Origin of the sequence: Rhizobium sp. IBUN (genome assembly GCF_000510625.1) — a bacterium.
Classification (GTDB): Bacteria; Pseudomonadota; Alphaproteobacteria; order Rhizobiales; family Rhizobiaceae; genus Rhizobium; species Rhizobium altiplani.
Window position 1 is genome coordinate 125,290 of sequence record NZ_AZNV01000011.1, and the last position, 18,061, is coordinate 143,350.

Annotated in this window: 12 protein-coding genes and 1 pseudogene; 9 read left to right on the forward strand and 4 right to left on the reverse strand. The window is 60.0% G+C overall.

Going from position 1 to position 18,061, the window contains the following annotated elements:
- Nucleotides 1-144: 144 nt before the first annotated feature.
- The gene (locus tag RHIBUN_RS0112960; protein ID WP_025659889.1) at nucleotides 145-1,050 is read left to right on the forward strand and encodes a DMT family transporter; all 906 of its coding nucleotides are present in this window, start codon (nucleotides 145-147) and stop codon (nucleotides 1,048-1,050) included.
- Nucleotides 1,051-1,108: 58 nt separating this feature from the next.
- Here the strand turns inward: RHIBUN_RS0112960 and RHIBUN_RS0112965 are convergent, their stop codons facing one another.
- Both RHIBUN_RS0112965 and RHIBUN_RS0112970 read right to left on the reverse strand, forming a co-directional pair.
- Nucleotides 1,109-1,630 carry a GNAT family N-acetyltransferase gene (locus tag RHIBUN_RS0112965; protein WP_025659890.1) on the reverse strand — a complete coding sequence of 174 codons (522 nt, stop codon included), beginning with the start codon at nucleotides 1,628-1,630 and terminating at the stop codon, nucleotides 1,109-1,111.
- Between the two features lie 9 nt (nucleotides 1,631-1,639).
- On the reverse strand, nucleotides 1,640-3,304 hold the full coding sequence (locus tag RHIBUN_RS0112970) for an electron transfer flavoprotein-ubiquinone oxidoreductase (protein WP_025659891.1): 1,665 nt from the start codon (nucleotides 3,302-3,304) through the stop codon (nucleotides 1,640-1,642).
- Nucleotides 3,305-3,548: 244 nt separating this feature from the next.
- Between RHIBUN_RS0112970 and RHIBUN_RS0112975 the strand changes: the two genes are divergently transcribed.
- The 6 genes from RHIBUN_RS0112975 to RHIBUN_RS37310 all read left to right on the forward strand — a co-directional run bounded on the left by RHIBUN_RS0112975 (nucleotide 3,549) and on the right by RHIBUN_RS37310 (nucleotide 11,674).
- Nucleotides 3,549-4,337: an SDR family oxidoreductase gene (locus RHIBUN_RS0112975; protein ID WP_018857471.1), complete on the forward strand. Its 789-nt coding sequence runs from the start codon at nucleotides 3,549-3,551 to the stop codon at nucleotides 4,335-4,337.
- A 210-nt stretch (nucleotides 4,338-4,547) separates the two neighbouring features.
- Nucleotides 4,548-5,831, forward strand: coding sequence for an efflux RND transporter periplasmic adaptor subunit (locus RHIBUN_RS0112980; protein WP_025659892.1), 1,284 nt, complete (start codon nucleotides 4,548-4,550; stop codon nucleotides 5,829-5,831).
- Nucleotides 5,828-8,944 carry an efflux RND transporter permease subunit gene (locus tag RHIBUN_RS0112985; protein ID WP_025659893.1) on the forward strand — a complete coding sequence of 1,039 codons (3,117 nt, stop codon included), beginning with the start codon at nucleotides 5,828-5,830 and terminating at the stop codon, nucleotides 8,942-8,944. The genes RHIBUN_RS0112980 and RHIBUN_RS0112985 overlap by 4 nt, the downstream gene beginning before the upstream one ends.
- A gap of 164 nt (nucleotides 8,945-9,108) precedes the next feature.
- The gene (locus RHIBUN_RS0112990; protein ID WP_018857474.1) at nucleotides 9,109-10,401 is read left to right on the forward strand and encodes an Hsp70 family protein; all 1,293 of its coding nucleotides are present in this window, start codon (nucleotides 9,109-9,111) and stop codon (nucleotides 10,399-10,401) included.
- Between the two features lie 59 nt (nucleotides 10,402-10,460).
- Complete coding sequence (locus tag RHIBUN_RS0112995) at nucleotides 10,461-11,333, forward strand: uracil-DNA glycosylase family protein (RefSeq protein WP_025659894.1); 873 nt, start codon at nucleotides 10,461-10,463, stop codon at nucleotides 11,331-11,333.
- A gap of 149 nt (nucleotides 11,334-11,482) precedes the next feature.
- On the forward strand, nucleotides 11,483-11,674 hold the full coding sequence (locus RHIBUN_RS37310) for a hypothetical protein (protein WP_018857476.1): 192 nt from the start codon (nucleotides 11,483-11,485) through the stop codon (nucleotides 11,672-11,674).
- A 53-nt stretch (nucleotides 11,675-11,727) separates the two neighbouring features.
- Here RHIBUN_RS37310 and RHIBUN_RS0113005 read toward each other — a convergent pair whose 3' ends face one another.
- Both RHIBUN_RS0113005 and RHIBUN_RS0113010 read right to left on the reverse strand, forming a co-directional pair.
- The gene (locus RHIBUN_RS0113005) at nucleotides 11,728-12,597 is read right to left on the reverse strand and encodes a hypothetical protein (RefSeq protein WP_025659895.1); all 870 of its coding nucleotides are present in this window, start codon (nucleotides 12,595-12,597) and stop codon (nucleotides 11,728-11,730) included.
- A gap of 206 nt (nucleotides 12,598-12,803) precedes the next feature.
- Entirely contained in the window at nucleotides 12,804-13,733 is a 930-nt protein-coding gene (locus RHIBUN_RS0113010) for a DMT family transporter (protein ID WP_025659896.1), read from the reverse strand.
- Between the two features lie 280 nt (nucleotides 13,734-14,013).
- On the opposite strand from RHIBUN_RS0113010, the pseudogene RHIBUN_RS37915 reads away from it, so the two are divergent.
- Nucleotides 14,014-15,125 (forward strand): annotated as a pseudogene (locus RHIBUN_RS37915) (methyl-accepting chemotaxis protein).
- Nucleotides 15,126-15,296: 171 nt separating this feature from the next.
- On the forward strand, nucleotides 15,297-17,945 hold the full coding sequence (pepN, locus tag RHIBUN_RS0113020) for an aminopeptidase N (protein ID WP_025659897.1): 2,649 nt from the start codon (nucleotides 15,297-15,299) through the stop codon (nucleotides 17,943-17,945).
- The last annotated feature ends 116 nt before the right edge of the window (nucleotides 17,946-18,061 follow it).

The following is an 18,061-nucleotide window of genomic DNA, read 5'->3' on the forward strand; positions in this document are numbered from 1 at the left end:
TCGATAAAATCCTTTGGCGTGATTGGCAGATAATTGCTCATACCAGTATTTTGGCGGCATAGATAGCAAGGACATGCCTCGCCGTTTCCGCTTATTCTTCTCTCAACCGGACAGCAATCCGGACGATCACGAGAGGAGAGATCGATGAGCGCCGTTACCTTCACGAACAATGAAAAGTCCACGTCGACATCTGTCGGATATGCCGGCGCCGTCGTCACCGTCCTCATTTGGGCAGCGTGGATCCTGGCGACGCGTCACAGCGCGGCGACGCAGCTTGGCACGATCGATATCGGCCTGATCCGCTACGGTATTCCGGTGCTTGTTCTGGCGCCCGTCTGGCTGAAGACTGGATTGCTGCCGAAAGGCGTGCCGCTCCGCCTGCTTGCCACGATGGTCGCGGGCGCTGGCGCCGTTTTCTTCCAGCTGACCACGTCGGCCATTCACTCGACCCCGGCATCCGCCGCCGGCATTCTGCTCGGGGGCTCCATGCCACTTGCCACTGCGCTGATCGGCGTCATCGTCTTCCGGGAACGACCGGACTTCATGCGCGTGCTCGGTCTTGCCGCGATCGTCGGCGGCGTTGCCATCCTACTGGTCCGCAGTCTCGCCGGTGCGGCGCTACCCTGGACCAGCTTTGTTTTGCTACCGATGGGAGCGATCCTATGGGCAAGCTACACGCATGCCTTTCGCCGCTCCGGCCTGACGGCTCTGCAGGCCAGCGCGCTCATCGCCATCTGGTCATTTCTAATACACATCGGTCTGGCCGTAGCCTTCGGTACGTCGATTGCCAGCGCACCACTTGGTGAGGTCGGCTTGCAGGTACTGAGCCAAGGCGTGCTGTCCGGCCTTGCTGCCACGGTCGCCTACGGCCTTGCGGTTCATGCGCTGGGCGGCACCCAGGCAGCTGCCTTCACGGCAATCACGCCGGTGCTGGCAACGATCGGCGGCGGCCTATTGCTTGGGGAGGAAATCGGCATCGCCGAGATTGCCGCCGCTGTTATCACCGGGCTCGGCGTAGCACTCTCGACCGGCATCGCCTCACGCCGATAGCAACTCCGCAGTTCGGGTCGGCGGCCAATCCGCCGGCTCACTCTATTGTTCCATGCCGCTATCGCTTCAGCGTAAGAACCATCGCAACCCGTCGTTCCGGATCCATCCCAACCGCGATTTCGTGATCCAGCTTTTTCTTCAGGAAGTGCGGAACGGCTTCGACACTCGGCAGCACAAAGCCGAGGGAGGCGTAGAAGGGCGCGTTGAACGGAACGTAGCGATCCGTTGTCAGCGTCAGTGCCGATAGCTGACGCTGCTGCGCCATCTCGATTGCAGCCGACATCAGACGCCGCCCGACACCCCTGCGCTGCCAATCCCGGCAAACATCCAGTTCGATCACATAGAGCGTGCCTTCGATTTCCTCGACCGCGAGAAAGCCGACCGGACAGTCGCCGTCATCGGCGGCAACGAGCAGCAGGCCCGCATCGAGCGACCCCCGCAACAAATCGTGTGGCAGCGTGTGCGCTTCCCTGATAACACCGAGCGCCTCCGCCAGCGTCGCGAAGGCATCGAGCTCGATCTCAGTCAGGCGCGGCAGCTCATCGAGACGCGCCTGCCGTATGGCGCAGGCGTTGCTCATGACTGCTTCTTACATATTCGGATAGACCGGCCCCTCGCCGCCCTGCGGCGGCACCCAGTTGATGTTCTGGTTGGGGTCCTTGATGTCACAGGTCTTGCAGTGGACGCAGTTCTGGGCGTTGATGACAAAGGTCTCTTGCCCATCCTTCTCCACCCATTCGTAAACGCCGGCCGGACAGTAGCGCGTCGAAGGACCGGCATAGATGTCGTGCTCGGACGACTTCTGGAGCGCCATGTCCTTCACCTGCAGATGCACCGGCTGGTCTTCCTCGTGGTTGGTGTTCGACAGGAACACCGAGGACAGACGGTCGAAGGTGAGAACGCCGTCGGGTTTCGGGTAGGCGATCGGCTTGTGCTTGGCGGCCGGCTCCAGCGAGGCCGCATCCGTCTTGCCGTGCTTCAGCGTACCGAAGATCGAAAGGCCGAAGAGCTGGTTCGTCCACATGTCGAAACCGCCGAGCGCCACGCCGATTGCCGTGCCGAACTTCGACCACAGCGGCTTGACGTTGCGCACCCTCTTCAGGTCCTTGCCGATGTCGCTCGAGCGCCACTCGTTCTCGATCTCGACCACCTCGTCATTGGCGCGACCGGCGGCAATCGCCGCGGCGATCCGGTTCGCTGCCATCATGCCCGACAGCACGGCATTGTGGCTGCCCTTGATGCGCGGCACGTTGACGAAGCCCGCCGAACAGCCGATCAGGGCGCCGCCGGGGAAGGACAACTTCGGTACAGACTGATAGCCGCCCTCGGTGATCGCACGCGCACCATAGGACAGCCGTTTGCCGCCCTCGAAGGTCGTGCGGATCGCCGGATGCGTCTTGAAGCGCTGGAACTCCTCGAAGGGATAGAGGTAAGGGTTCTTGTAGTTCAGGTGGACGACGAAGCCGACGGCAACGAGATTGTCTTCGAGGTGGTAAAGGAAGGAGCCGCCACCGGTCTTCATGCCGAGCGGCCAGCCGAACGAGTGCTGCACGAGACCTCGGCTGTGGTGCTCGGGCTTCACCTGCCAGAGTTCCTTGATGCCGATACCGAACTTTTGCGGCTGGCGATCCCTCGACAGATCGAACTTGGCGATCAACTGCTTGGCAAGCGAACCGCGGACCCCCTCGCCGATCAGCACATACTTGCCTGTTAGCGCCATGCCGCGGGTGTAGTTCGGGCCGGGCTCGCCGTTCTTCTCGATGCCCATGTCGCCGGTGGCGACGCCGATGACGGCCCCCTCGTCGTTGTAGAGCACCTCGGTCGCGGCAAAACCCGGATAGATCTCGACGCCGAGTTCTTCCGCCTTGGTGGCGAGCCAGCGACAAACGTTGCCAAGCGAAACGATGTAGTTGCCGTGGTTGCTCATCAGCGGCGGCATCATGAAATTCGGCAGGCGCACCGAGCCCGCCGGGCCGAGCACCAGGAAGTGGTCGTCCGTCACTTCGGTCTTGAACGGATGATCAGCCTCTTGGCGCCAGCCAGGCAGCAGACGGTCGATGCCGATGGGATCGACGACGGCACCTGACAGGATGTGCGCGCCGACCTCAGCCCCCTTCTCGAGCACGACGACCGACAGTTCCGGATTGACCTGTTTCAGGCGGATCGCAGCCGACAACCCCGCAGGGCCGCCACCGACGATCACAACGTCGAATTCCATGCTTTCGCGCTCGGGCAGTTCAGTCGTATCGGTCATGCATCATCTCCGCTCGGCCGACATCGCGGCCACATTCCCCGTGATGGGGTTATCTCTTGGCAAAACAGAGCTCTATTGTCGAGCCGGGAAACGACAGCGAATCCCCCAATTCGCGCAACAGCATTTCTAGCGCCAGATAAATATATGCAGCTTACGTAAACGTCAAATTATAAACGGTGCCAGACGCCGCTTTCGTCTCCCGTCGGCGCGCCGTATAGAAAGACGGACAAATGGAGAAATTGACATGGATCTGGGCATCAAGGGCAAGCGCGCACTCGTTCTGGCATCGTCGCGCGGATTGGGGCATGGCATCGCCGTGGCTTTGGCACGTGAGGGCGCGAACGTTCTTCTCTGCGGCCGCAGCGGCGAGACGCTGGAGGCAAACTGCCGCGCCATCAACGCCGAAGGAAATGGCAAGGCGGATTGGATCTGGGCCGATCTCTCGGACGAGAATTTCGTCGAGACCGTGACCGCCGCCGTGCATGAAAAGCTTGGTGGCATCGATATCCTGGTCAACAATACCGGCGGCCCCACGCCAGGAACGACGCAGGACATGACGCCCGAGAAACTGGAGACCTATTTCTTCTCCATGGTGCTGCGGGTGATCGCGCTCACCAACGCATTGTTGCCATCCATGAAGGAACAAGGCTGGGGGCGCATTCTCACTGTCGCGTCGTCGGGCGTCATCGAACCGATCACCAACCTCGCTCTTTCGAACACGCTGCGCCCCGCCCTCGCCGGTTGGAGCAAGACGCTGGCAACGGAGATCGGACGCTTTGGGGTCACGTCAAACCTTCTGCTTCCCGGGAGCATTCTGACCGGCCGCACCGACGAGGTAGATGGGGCGGCCGCCAAGCGCACCGGCAAGAGCCTCGATGAAATCCGCTCTGCCAAGGAGGCCGCAATCCCCGTCGGTCGCTATGGGACGGTCGAAGAGTTCGCTGCAACCGCCGCCTTTCTTTGCAGCCAGCCCGCGAGCTACATCACGGGCAGTCTTGTACGCTGCGACGGCGGAGCGGCGCGATCCGTCTGATTGAAAAGGGGAAATTGGGAAAGTGTCGGCTACGGCGGATCGCCGATGCCCAACAAATGGTATTTCAGATCATTCTTTCATTACAAAAATTTAAGCCATTATAACCACTTAGTGATGGTCGGTTCGGCAATTGTGTCTTTTTTGCGCCGTAATAGACGTGGTTCAATAGAGCCTTGATTTTCGCGCAACTCGCCCAAACCGGTCTCGCATATGAAGAAACTTTTGATCACGGCCTGCATTATAGCTGCTGCCAGCGTTGGCGCTTGGCAATACAGGGAACGAATCCCGTATCTTTCGCAATTCTTGCCCCACGGTCAGCCGCAGGCCGATGCCGCCGACGGCGGCCACCAAACGGCGGGCGATGCATCGCAGAAATCCGGTGATCAGAAGGGCGGCAGCAAGGGTCGCAACCGCAACGGCGGACCAACGCTGGTCAAGACTGTCGCAGCAGTGGAGACCGTCCTGCCCCGAGACGTCACAGCCTCCGGCTGGGCGGATGCGGACGACAACACCACGATCGCGGCCCAGGAACAGGGGATCGTTACGCAGATCCTCGCCTCGGACGGCGCCACCGTGAAACAGGGAGATCTGATCGCCAAACTCGATGCCCGCACCGCACAGGCAACTGTCGACAAGGACAGCGCCATGGTCGTCCGCGACCAGGCAACCCTGGCGGAGTCCGAAACGGCGCTGGCACGCGCCAATGACCTTTTGAGCTCAAAGGCCGGCACACAGCAAAGCTATGACCAGGCAAAGGCGGCCCGCGATACGGCAGCCGCGACCGTGGAGGCCGATAAGGCCGCGCTTGCCGTCGATCAGGTCCTGCTTGAGCATACCGATATTCGCGCGCCCTTCGACGGACGCCTTGGCGATATCGCCGTGAGCCCAGGTGCCTTTGTGAACGCCGGCTCCGCGATCGTGACGATCGCAAAGTACGATCCGATCTACGTGAAATTCCACCTGCAGGAACGCGACCTCCGGCAGTTGAAGCTTGCACTTGCCGCAGGTCCGGTGGACGTCAGCACCGTTCCTCAATCCGACAAGGCCAAGCCACGTCAGGGCCATATCAGCTTTTACGACAACACCGTCGATCCTGCGTCCGGCACAATTCTCGCGAAGGCGAAGTTTGAGAACGCGTCCGGCGCTTTATGGCCCGGGCAATCGGTCAACATCGTTGTCCACTTCAACAACAATGAACAGCAGGTCGTGGTCCCGACCGTTGCTGTCAGTCCCGGCGCCGACGGCTTCTTCGCCATTGTCGCGCGCGACGGCAAGGCTCATGTGACGCCCGTCACCGTGGCGCGCGCGAACGGGGGTTTCACCGCCGTCTCGCAAGGCCTGTTTGAGGGCGATCACGTCATCATTGAGGGACAGGCGCAGCTTGTCGACCAGCAGCCGGTCAAGGAGCAGTTCGACGACAAGGCATTGAACGTCGCCTCGGCTAACCAAGCCGCAGGCAAAACCGAAATCATCACAGCGGGCACGGAAGAATGATACCGAATTTCTGTATCCGACGTCCTGTCGCAACGACGCTGCTTGCCATCGGCGTCGTGCTGGCCGGCCTTGCCGGCTATCAGCTCGTACCGGTGGCAGCCCTGCCGCAGGTCGACTTCCCGACGATCAACGTCTCGGCCGCGCTGACCGGCGCTTCACCGCAGACGATGGCGACTTCGGTCTCCACGCCGCTGATCAAGCAGTTCCAGACCATTCCCGGCATCAGCGAAATCAGCGCCACGAACTCGCTCGGCAACACCAGCATCGTTCTGCAGTTCGATCTCAATCGCAACATCGATGCGGCAGCAGCCGATGTTCAGGCAGCGATCTCGCATGCCACGCGGCAATTGCCCGACAACATGACGACGCCGCCAAGCTACCGCAAGACCAACCCCGCCGATGCGCCGGTCATGCTGCTTGCCGTGCAGAGCGACACCATGCCTCGCAGCAAGCTCGACGAGATCGCCGAGGACATTATTTCGCCGTCCCTTTCGACGCTTCCCGGTGTGGCGGAAGTTTCGGTCTTCGGTGCACAGACCTACGCGGTCCGGGTCGAGGTCGATCCCAACAAGCTTCTCAACCGCGGCATCGGTATCGATACCGTCAACCAGGCGCTGGTCGCTGCCAACAGCCAGGTTCCCGTCGGCTCCCTGCAGAACAACTCGCAAAGCATGACAATCAATGCGGACACTCAGCGGACCAATGCCGACGAGTTCCGTACGCTTGTCATTGCCAATCCCAACGGCGCACCGATCCACCTCGGCGACGTCGCCGACGTGCAGGACAGCGTTCAGAACCAGAATACCGGCAGCTGGTACGACGGCAACCGCAGCATCATTCTTGCCATTCAACGCCAGCCCGATGCCAATACCGTCGAGGTCGTCGACGCAATCAGGGCGAAGCTGCCGGGTCTGCACGCCGAAATCCCCGCCTCTGTTTCGACAAAGGTCATGAACGACTCTGCGCAGCCGATCAAGGACGCGATCAAGGACGTGAAGTTTACGCTGCTCCTGACGATCGGCCTCGTCGTCCTGGTCATCTACCTCTTTACTGGTCACCTGACGGCGACGATCATTCCGGGCCTTGCCGTGCCGCTGTCGCTGATTACCACCTTCGGCATGATGTACGTGCTCGGATACAGCATCGACAACATCTCGCTGCTCGGACTGACGCTCGCAGTCGGCCTTGTCGTCGATGACGCGATCGTCATGCTGGAAAACATTCTCCGGCATGTCGAGGAAGGGATGCCGGTTCTCGATGCGGCGATCAAAGGCGCCGGCGAAGTCAGCTACACCATCATTTCCATGTCCGTGTCACTGATTGCCGTCTTCATTCCGATCCTGTTGATGGGCGGCGTCGTCGGCCGCATCTTCAACGAGTTCGGCATGGTCGTTGCGATCGCGATCGTCGCCTCCGCGATTGTCTCGCTCACAGTGACGCCGATGCTGGCATCACGGCTCGGCAGTGGCCACGACCGCCCGCCCTTCTTCATCCGTTGGTTCGATGCCGGTTTCGAGCGGACACTCAGAGGATATGAAAAATCGGTCGGCTGGTGCCTGAAGCATCGTCCAGCCGTCCTCGCCCTGTTCGTGGCGTCGGTTGGCCTGACTGTCTATCTCTTCATGACGCTGCCATCCAGCTTCTTCCCCACCGAAGATATTGGCCGCCTCAACATCTCGACGCGCGCACGCCAGGACATCTCCTATCCGGCGATGCAAGCGTTGCAGAACCAGGCAGCGGAACTCGTGAAGCAGAATCCCGCCGTCAATCACGTGATGTCGATTGTCGGCGGCAACGCACGCAGTCCGTTGAACAACGGCACGATGTTTGTCGAACTCAAGGACAAGGATCAGCGTCCACCGCTTGAGCAGACGTTACGGGAATTGCGGGCGAGCATCGGCAAGATTCCTGGGCTGCAGGCCTACATCACGCCGCAACAGAGCCTCCGCTTCGGCGGCCGTCAGACGGCGAGCCAATACCAGCTCGTCGTTCAGGCGCTGAGCGCCGATCAGACAAACGTCTGGGCAGACAAGATCCAGCAGGCCATGCGTTCCGATCCGCGTTTCACCGACGTCGCCTCAGATGCGCAGAACAATGCCCTGCAGGCCAATATCCTCGTCGACACGGAGAAGGCGGCAGCCTTCGGGATTACCGACGGACAGCTGCGGACGACCCTGCAGGAAGCCTTTGGCGGATACACCGCCGCCCAGATCCAGTCGACCGGCGACAGCTATGACGTGATCGTCGAGTACGATACGAGCAAGCCCTGGGACGACCAGAAGCTTCAGGAAATCCGCGTCGCTTCAAGCAACGGCGCCCTCGTTCCCTTGTCCAACTTCGCAAGGGTAGAACGCACGACGGGGCCGGTGACGATCAACCAGACCGGTCAGTTGGTCTCGACGACAGTCTCCTTCAACCTGCCAGCCGGCGAAGCGCTTGGCGATGCCACGGCGGCGATCGACCAGATCAAGAAAGACATCAACATGCCAGCGGACGTTTTCACGTCCTACGGTGGCACGGCGCAGATATTTGAGCAGTCCCAGGGCAACACGCCGCTGTTGATCCTGGCGGCAGTGCTGACGATCTACGTCGTGCTGGGTGTCCTCTACGAAAGCTTCATTCATCCGCTGACGATCCTTTCCGGCTTGCCGGCCGCGGCACTCGGTGCCCTGCTGGCGTTGAAAGTGATGGGCTTCGATCTTTCGATCATCGCGCTCATCGGCCTGCTGATGCTGATCGGTATCGTCAAGAAGAATGCGATCATGATGATCGACGTGGCGCTGGAGAACCTGCGCTCCGGCAACGGCATGTCGCCGTCGGAGGCGATTCATGAAGCCTGCGTTCGACGCTTCCGCCCGATCATGATGACGACCTTCTGCGCCCTCCTCGGCGCGCTTCCCATCGCTCTCGGGACCGGTGCAAGCTCGGAACTGCGCCAGCCGCTCGGCATTGCCGTCGTTGGCGGTCTCGTCGTGTCGCAAGCATTGACGCTTTTCATCACCCCGGTGATCTTCGTCGAAATGGGCAGGCTTAGCGATTGGCTCCTCAGCTTTGGACGGAAGAAGAAGACCGAGCACGATGAGGAGATACCTCAGGCATTGGCCGCCGAGTAGGGAACAAGCGGGCGCCATTTGGCGCCCGCTCCATTTTTCACTTCAAGCCTTGAACAACGGCGGCCTCTATGGCATCACGCGCCCTCCTTGGGCGCGTTGTTTCGCGCCTTAGCGGAGCTTGGCCTCCGTTCCCAAAAAAACAATCGACTTGATGAGGTGCGGGCATGGCTCAGGCGCTAGGATTCGACTTCGGCACGACGAACACGGTTTTGGCCACGGCTGACGGGCCGACAACGCATTCAATGGCCTTTACGAGTGCGGCCGGAACTGCCGACAGCATGCGTACTGCCCTTTCCTTCATGAAGGATCCGCAACTCGGCACGTCTGCCCTGAAGGTCGAGGCCGGCCACGCGGCAATCCGGCAATTCATCGATAACCCCGGGGACTGCCGGTTCCTGCAGTCGATCAAGACCTTTGCGGCAAGCGCGCTCTTTCAGGGCACCCTCGTCTATGCGAAGCGCCACAGTTTCGAGGACCTGATGGAGGTCTTTATCAGGCGCCTCCGGAACTATGCCGGCGACAACTGGCCGTCCGACGTCAAGCGTATCGTCACCGGCCGCCCCGTGCATTTTGCCGGCGCGAACCCTGACCCTGCGCTGGCGACCCAGCGCTATAACGAGGCGCTGTCCCGCTTCGGCTTTCCGGAGGTTCACTACGTCTACGAACCGGTGGCCGCCGCGTTCTACTTCGCGCAGAACCTGAAATCCGATGCGACGGTTCTCGTCGCCGACTTCGGCGGCGGTACGACCGACTATTCGCTTATCCGGTTTGAAACGGTGGCCGGCAAACTGACGGCGACCCCGATCGGTCATTCGGGTGTCGGGATCGCCGGCGATCACTTTGACTATCGCATGATCGACAACATCGTCGCCCCTCAGATCGGCAAGGGGAGTCATTTCAAGAGTTTCGACAAAATCCTTGAAGTCCCGACGAACTACTACTCGAGCTTCGGTCGCTGGAACCAGCTCTCCATCTTCAAGACGTCGCGCGAATTCGAGGATCTCAAGAAGCTTGTGCGCACGGCGCTCGAGCCCGAGAAGCTCGAGACCTTCATCGATCTCGTCGACCACGATGAAGGTTACCCGCTCTATCAGGCTGTATCCGCGACGAAGATGGCGCTCTCCGCTTCGGACGAAGCAGCATTCGACTTCGCGCCCCTCGGCCGCGGAGGCCACCTGACGATTCGACGGGCCGATTTCGAAAGCTGGATTGCAGATGATCTCGTACGGATCGAAGGCGCACTCGATGACGTGCTGGAAAGGACGAACACGACATCCGGCATGATCGACAAGGTGTTCCTCACCGGAGGCACGTCGTTTGTCCCGGCTGTGCGCCGCATCTTCACCGAGCGCTTCGATAAGGACCGCATCGAGACCGGCGGCGAACTGCTTTCCATCGCCCACGGCTTGGCGTTGATTGGCGAACGTGAGGACATCACGCAATGGACGGTGCAATAGGTCGTCTCCGGCCTATCGTGCTCTTTCATTGACGTCTCGGCTTCGCTAAGGTCACCGTTATGATCTCCGTCAGCGAACTCTCTCCGGGCGAACTCGCCGCGCTTCTGCATTTCCATGCCGAAGCCGGCGTGGAATGGCTGCTCGAGGAGGAAGCTGTCGATCGCTTTGCTGAGTTCGAGGCAATGAAAGCGGCAAGGCGAAGCACGGTCCCTTCGCCGCAGACTGCTGACGTTCGGGAGTCCACGGCCCGCCCGGCGGCTCAGACCACACAAAGGAACGCTCCCGCCCCCGAGCGTGCAGCCCAGCGGCCGCAGCCTTCGGTCCCGGATGGCGAGGCCGTGCAGCAGGCACGCTTCGCCGCCGAGAGCGCCCGTTCGCTTCAGGAACTGAAAACGGCGCTCGAGGCATTCAACGGATGCAATCTCAAGCACAGCGCACGCTCGACGATCTTCGCTAGCGGTGATGCGGCCAGCGGGATCATGGTGATCGGTTCGGCGCCAGGGGCGGACGATGATCGTGAAGGCCAGCCCTTCTCCGGACGGCCTGGCCAACTGCTCGACAAGATGCTCGGGGCAATCGGTCTGCAGCGCGACGCCATATTGCTGACGCAGGTCATTCCCTGGCGACCACCGGGCAATCGCATTGCGTCGACCGCCGAAATGGATATTTGCCGTCCTTTCATCGAGCGGCAGATTGCTCTTGCCGAGCCGAAGGCGATTCTCGTACTCGGCAACTTTGCCGCCAGGGTCTTTTTTGGCGAAACCGATACGATTCACGGGTTGCGCGGGCAATGGCGAGAGATTGCGGTCGGAAACCGCATTATTCCTGCGATTGCGACATTGCACCCTCAGGATCTATTGACGGCACCAGTCAACAAACGATTGGCCTGGAACGATCTTTTGGCTTTTCAGGCCAAACTGGCAGCGCTCTGACGTGCCCTGAAAATAGGCAAATACAAATCTTTTGTGAAAACACCTATGCGATTTTCGCATATCTGCCGTTTATTCTAATGCATTGAAAAGTTCATGTTGCAGTGCAATATATTGCTGTGTCTTGGGAGGAATCAACAGGAACCAAGGCAATGACTGCACGTTTTCGTCCTATACACTGTGGGTTTGAAACCCTTCGCCTTGCTAGCGAGCAAGGCCGCACAACGCAAAGCTACAGCCGCATTGGCTTCGCCACGAACGAGCAAATGGTTGCTCGCGGGACTGGCGCCAGCGGACGCATCGCGCGTCCCGCCATGATCTTTGCGGACTTTCAGCAATACTGAGGCCGAGGCTGGCATTTGCTGGCCTCTTGTCGCGTTGCCTGCCTGATCAATTCTCACCGACCTGGCGACGGGCCGCGCGCCTCGCAGCGGAACGCGTCGTCCACATAGGCGAACTTGATCGCTTGCCACCGACTGTATTGCTCGACAAACGAACGCGACATCCAGAGCACGGGTTTCTTGTCGATCGTGTCCCAACCAATGCATCCTTGCTGCGCCGCCCTGGCGAAAAGCCGCTGCAAGTGCGTACGCGATATCATGAAATCCGCCGCCAGTGCGCGACTGTCAACATGACCGACCACGACGCGCTCGGGATCGTCGCCGTCCAGATCGATCCGCGAGACAAGATGATCGACGATCAGTCCGCCAGCGTCGTTCCACTGGAAGAGCGCCACATGCTCTGGGGGCTCTCTCCACTGGGGATCCTGGAGGCAATTGAGTGCAATTCGCGGCTGCATGACGCGGATCAGTTCCGGGTGAGCCTCAACATGGGCAACCCGGCTTCCGCCGTCCAACAGATCGAGAGCGCCCAGATTGGAGACCAACCAGCCAAACATCGCCTGATGACTGATTTCCGTCGGCTCGAACTGGCGGGGACGTCGGCGCTCGGCTCCGGGCGCATAGGCGATGAAGCGGTAGGTGACGAGTTCGTCGATAAAGCTCAACACCGTGTTGCGGCTGGCCACCTTGTGCGATGTGATCTCGCGCGTCAGCCGAACCGCCGTGAAGCCCGACGTGGGTTCTGCGGGATCGCGCTCCATGGCAAGCGCATAGGCAGTCTGCGTCAGCAACCAGCGTTGTTGTGAAGCAAGCAAACGCGCCAATCGCGGGCCGGTGTTGAACATGCCGCGCATACGCCCCGCATGGAAGCGGAGGGCCAGGATGAACTTCGGGTTCGCAACCAAGTCTTCGGCACTAAGAGGCATTTTTCTCCCGACGCGCGTATCCGGCGTTGGCACTACCAGGACGTCCGACCAGCCCATAACATGCGCATTTGCGAATAAATGATGCTTCGTCAAGTTCATAAGACGCAAGAACTGTTCGGATGTCGTTCACTATTTTGTTTGAATTTCTCCCGCAAGACGCGAGAACTTCCGTTGCGTCGTCGCAAAGCTGCGATTGCAGGCGGCCTTCAGGATCCGGCCTGCCGTGCCTCACGGCGCTCCAGATCCAACTGGTGCTCGCGGTAGATGATAAATATTCCGGCCGCCACGACAATTGCTGTCCCCAGGAGTGTGGCCCCGCTTGGGATATCGCCGAACACGAAATACGCGACGACACCGCCGATGACGATCGATGTGTACTCGAACGGCGCAACCGTCGAGACATCAGCGTGCCGGTAGCTCTCCGTCAACAGGATCTGCGCCACGCCCCCACAGAAGCCGGCCGCGATGAGAAACAATTGCGGCGCCAGATCAAGGACCTGCCAGCCGAACGGCACTGTCACGAGTGAGAACACCGTGGCGGTGATCGAAAAATAGAGGACGATCGTGGCGGTCTTCTCTTCCTCGACCAATCGTCGCACCTGAATCATCGCCATGCCGCCGAGCACCGAAGCCAGCAACACCGTTAGCGCGCCAATCGCCTGCTCGGCATGGATCCCGCCCTCACGGAAAAGGGTCAGTTTCGGCCACGATATGATGGCCACGCCGACAATCCCGAAAAGTACGGCGCTCCAGCGGTAGATTCGGACAGTTTCCCCGAGAAACACAGCTGCGAAGATCACGGCGACAAGCGGCATCGCGTAGCCAAGTGCAATGGCTTCCGGCAGCGGCAGGTGCAGCAGCCCATAGAAGCCGAGCCCCATTGATATGATGCCGAGCGTTCCCCGCTTCAGATGACCGATCGGATTGCCCGTATAGAATGCCGATCGCAACTGGCCGCGATAGGCCAGGTAAGCCATGATGGGAAACAGTGCGAAGAAGGAGCGGCAGAACGTCACCTGCCCCGGCTGGATGTCACTGCCGGCGAGCTTGATGAAGGTCTGCATTGCCAGGAAAACAACCACCGAGCCGACCTTGAACGCAATACCCCTCATCGGGTTTCCCGTAGCCGACCGCATGTCTTGAACTCTTGGATTGCTGTTTGGAGGCAGGAGGACGCGCCAGACTCGGCACATCTCGACTGTGACAGTCGCCGGGCCGAATGAACAGATAGAAAATCGGAAAATTTCGATGCTCAATCAATCGGATCGCACAAATTTTCATCAAATCTGAGATGCGCCCAAAAATGTTCATCCGATGAGTATCCGCCTTAACGCTTCGGAAACCATAGAATCGCATTGATTGGCCGATATTTCAGTCCTCTTTCTCTCAGCTTGCATAGCTATCGGGGCAATTTCCATGACGCAGCTCAAATCCAGGGACAACGATCAGCAACGGTTGACCGCCACACCACGGCTGATGCGTGCGGTAACGGAGGGAATCGGCACCGATCTTGAAAGTTTCAGCGCCGCGAACTCGCATGTGGTCAAGCAGATCAAGCTTCTTGCAATCAATGCGTTGATCGAAGCCGCCCGCGCCGGCGAAGCCGGGAAAGGCTTTGCTGTCGTTGCCAACGAGGTGCAGCGGCTGGCACAGGTCGCAAGCGACATTTCAGGGAAATTCGAAGGCAACGTCGTTGGGCGTATCGGGCATTCCCGCGTCATGGCGGAAGCGCTCGTGAACGAGATGGAGGGCGTAAGGCTTACCGATCTCGCCCAAACTCTCGTGCAACTGATCGTCCGCAATCTCTTCGAGCGAACCGCCGACGTGCGGTGGTGGGCGACCGATGCCGCGCTTTGGCAGGCGCTGCAGGAGCCGACAAAGGAAAGGGCGACCTTCGCTGCCCAACGACTTGGGGTCATCAATCGCTTCTACAGCGTCTATCTCGATCTCGTTTTGACAGATGCCTCAGGTCAGGTGATCGCCTCGGCAAACCCTGAATTTCGGCGCAAGACCGCCGGAAGATCGCTTGCAGGCGACGGCTGGTTCCAAGCATCCTTACGCTGCGCGTCGGGAGACGACTACATCGTCGACGATGTCCGCGACAGCCATCTGCATGGCAACCGCACCGCCCTTGTCTATGCAACGGCAGTGCGCGAGGGCGGCACGCTCCACGGCAAAACTCTCGGAACACTGGGTGTGTATTTTGACTGGCAGAAGCAGGGACAGGCGATCGTCGAAACCGAAGCCAACCTGCCTCCGCAGATAGCAGAGAAAACGACCGTGATGTTGCTCGATGATCAAACAGGATCATCGCCTCCAGCAATCCCAACCTTCTCTTCAGCCATTTTGCGCTTCAGAACCAGGCAGGTACGGCCCGCGGTAGCTACTATGATAACAACGGCTCGATTGTCGCTTTCGCCAGGACACTCGGCTACGAGGATTACGATGGCTTGGGCTGGCATGGCGTCGTCGTTCAGCGGACTGAAGACGATGAGGCGATAAGGGCAACCCTCAACCTAAAATCCTAGTCACGGATCCGCCTAGATTTGGCCGTTCCGAGATCCTCCAAATCTGCCGTTGCCGCGATTTCGCTTTAACTTTGGTTCAGACTTTGGTGTAAAGATGCCTGTCAAAATTTGTGGCGGAGTGCCTACTCTGCGTACGAAGCACTCATCCGCTCAAGGTCTTCAGGGAACACCATGCGTACAGATACCGGCCAGGTCATCAATCTGGCAGACTACCAGCCCACCGAATTCGTTCTGGAACGCGTGGATCTGACCTTCGAACTCGATCCCACTGAAACCAAGGTTGAAGCACGACTGATTTTCCATCGCCGCGAGGGTGTCGATCCCAAGGCTCCGCTGGTGCTCGACGGCGATGAACTGACGCTGTCCGGCCTGTTGTTCGATCAGATGGAAATGCCGGCCGACCAATACACGGCGACGCCGGAAAGCCTGACGGTCCGCGATCTACCCGCATCCGATCCGTTCGAGCTGACGATCACTACGATCATCAACCCCGAAGCCAATACGAAACTGATGGGCCTTTACCGCACCGGCGGCATCTACTGCACGCAGTGCGAGGCTGAAGGTTTCCGGCGGATCACCTATTTCCTTGACCGTCCCGATGTTCTGGCGCCCTACACCGTCAACATCATTGCCGAAAAGGCCGCCAACCCGCTGCTGCTGTCGAACGGCAATTTCCTCGGCGGCGCGGGCTATGGCGAAGGCAAGCACTTCGCCGCCTGGTTCGATCCGCATCCTAAGCCGAGCTATCTCTTTGCGCTGGTCGCCGGCGATCTCGGCGTCATCGAGGATTCGTTCACGACGATGTCCGGTCGCGAGGTCGCCCTGAAGATCTATGTCGAGCACGGCAAAGAGCCGCGCGCCGCTTACGCGATGGACGCACTGAAGCGTTCGATGAAGTGGGACGAAGAGGTCTTCGGGCGCGAATATGATCTCGACATCTTCATGATCGTCGCCGTCTCCGACTTCAACATGGGCGCGATGGAGAACAAGGGCCTCAACGTCTTCAACGACAAGTACGTACTTGCCGATCCGGAAACGGCCACGGATAGCGACTACGCCAACATCGAAGCGATCATCGCCCACGAGTACTTCCACAACTGGACCGGCAACCGCATCACTTGCCGCGACTGGTTCCAGCTGTGCCTGAAGGAAGGCCTGACCGTCTTTCGTGATCACGAGTTCTCGGCCGACCAGCGCTCGCGCCCGGTCAAGCGCATCGCCGAGGTCCGCCACCTGAAATCCGAGCAGTTCCCAGAGGATGCAGGCCCGCTCGCACATCCTGTTCGACCGACAAAATACCGTGAAATCAATAACTTCTATACGACAACCGTCTACGAGAAGGGCAGCGAAGTCACGCGAATGATCGCGACGCTGCTTGGCAAGGAGACGTTCAAGAAGGGCATGGACCTCTACTTCGACCGTCATGATGGCCAGGCTGTCACGATCGAGGACTTTGTGAAATGCTTCAAGGATGCCAGCGGGCGCGATCTCACACAATTCTCACTGTGGTACCATCAGGCCGGCACGCCGCTGGTTACGGCTTCCGGCTCTTACGATGCTGCCGCAAAAGCCTTCAGCCTCTCGCTCGAGCAAATGATCCCTGCAACCCCGGGTCAGTCCGACAAGCAGCCGATGCACATTCCGCTGAACCTGCAACTTTTTGCGGAGGATGGAGCAGCCATAGCGCCGACTTCCGTTGAAAGTGCGGAATATACCGGCACCATTCTGCATCTCACAGAGCGCACCCAAACGGCAGTATTCCACGGGATCCAGACGCGACCGGTGATCTCGATCAATCGCAGCTTCTCGGCTCCCATCAATCTCCATTTCGACCAGTCGCCTGCCGACCTGGCGCTGCTCGCCCGCCATGAGACGGACCATTTCGCGTGCTGGCAGGCCCTGACGGACCTTGCACTTCCGAACCTTTTGAAGGCCGCTCGCGATGCACGGGAAGGAAACCCCGTCGGTTGTGAGACAACCTTCGTCGACAGCCTCGTCGCCGCGGCGGCTGACGAGAGCCTGGAACCCGCCTTCCGCGCCCAGGCCCTGGCGCTGCCCAGCGAAGCCGATATTGCCCGCGAACTCGGGGGCAATAACGATCCGGACGCAATCCACGCCGGCCGCCAGGCAGTCATGAAACAGGTTGCCGACGCCGGACGCGACACGTTCGCTGCACTCTATCACTCGATGACGACGCCCGGCACCTTCAGCCCGGACGCAACGAGCGCGGGTCGCCGCGCCCTGCGCAACGCCGCGCTGACGTACCTCTCCTATGCCGAGAATTCGCCGGTACGCGCCAAGGCTGCCTTCGATGCCGCCAACAACATGACCGACCTGTTACATGCGCTGACGCTCCTTGCGCACCGTTTCCCAGACAGCGCGGAAGCTGCCGAAGCGTTGTCGACCTTCCGGGATCGGTTCTCCGAGAACGCCCTGGTCATCGACAAATGGTTTTCGGTGCAGGCAACGATACCAGGCGGCGGCACGCTCGATCGGGTGCTGAAGCTCATGGAGAACCCTCTGTTCAAGAGGACTAACCCCAATCGCGTCCGTTCATTGGTCGGCACCTACGTTTTTGCCAATCCGACAGGCTTCGGTCGGGCCGATGGAGAGGGCTACCGCTTCCTCGCACGCGAGATTCTCGACATCGACCGGCGCAACCCTCAGTTGGCCGCGCGCATTCTGACGTCGATGCGTTCCTGGCGCTCCCTGGAGCCGGTTCGACAGGACCATGCCCGCGCTGCCCTGCTGGAAATCGAACGCGCCGCGGAGCTTTCGACCGACGTCCGCGACATCGTGGAACGCACCCTGAAAGGGTGATTTGCTGTCGAAGGCCGCTGCGCTGGTCGCAGCGACCTTCTAACCGCCAAAGAAAATTCAGCATCTAGAATCGGTTAACAGATTTTTACCTTTTCCTCTGGACAAGGCGAATCACC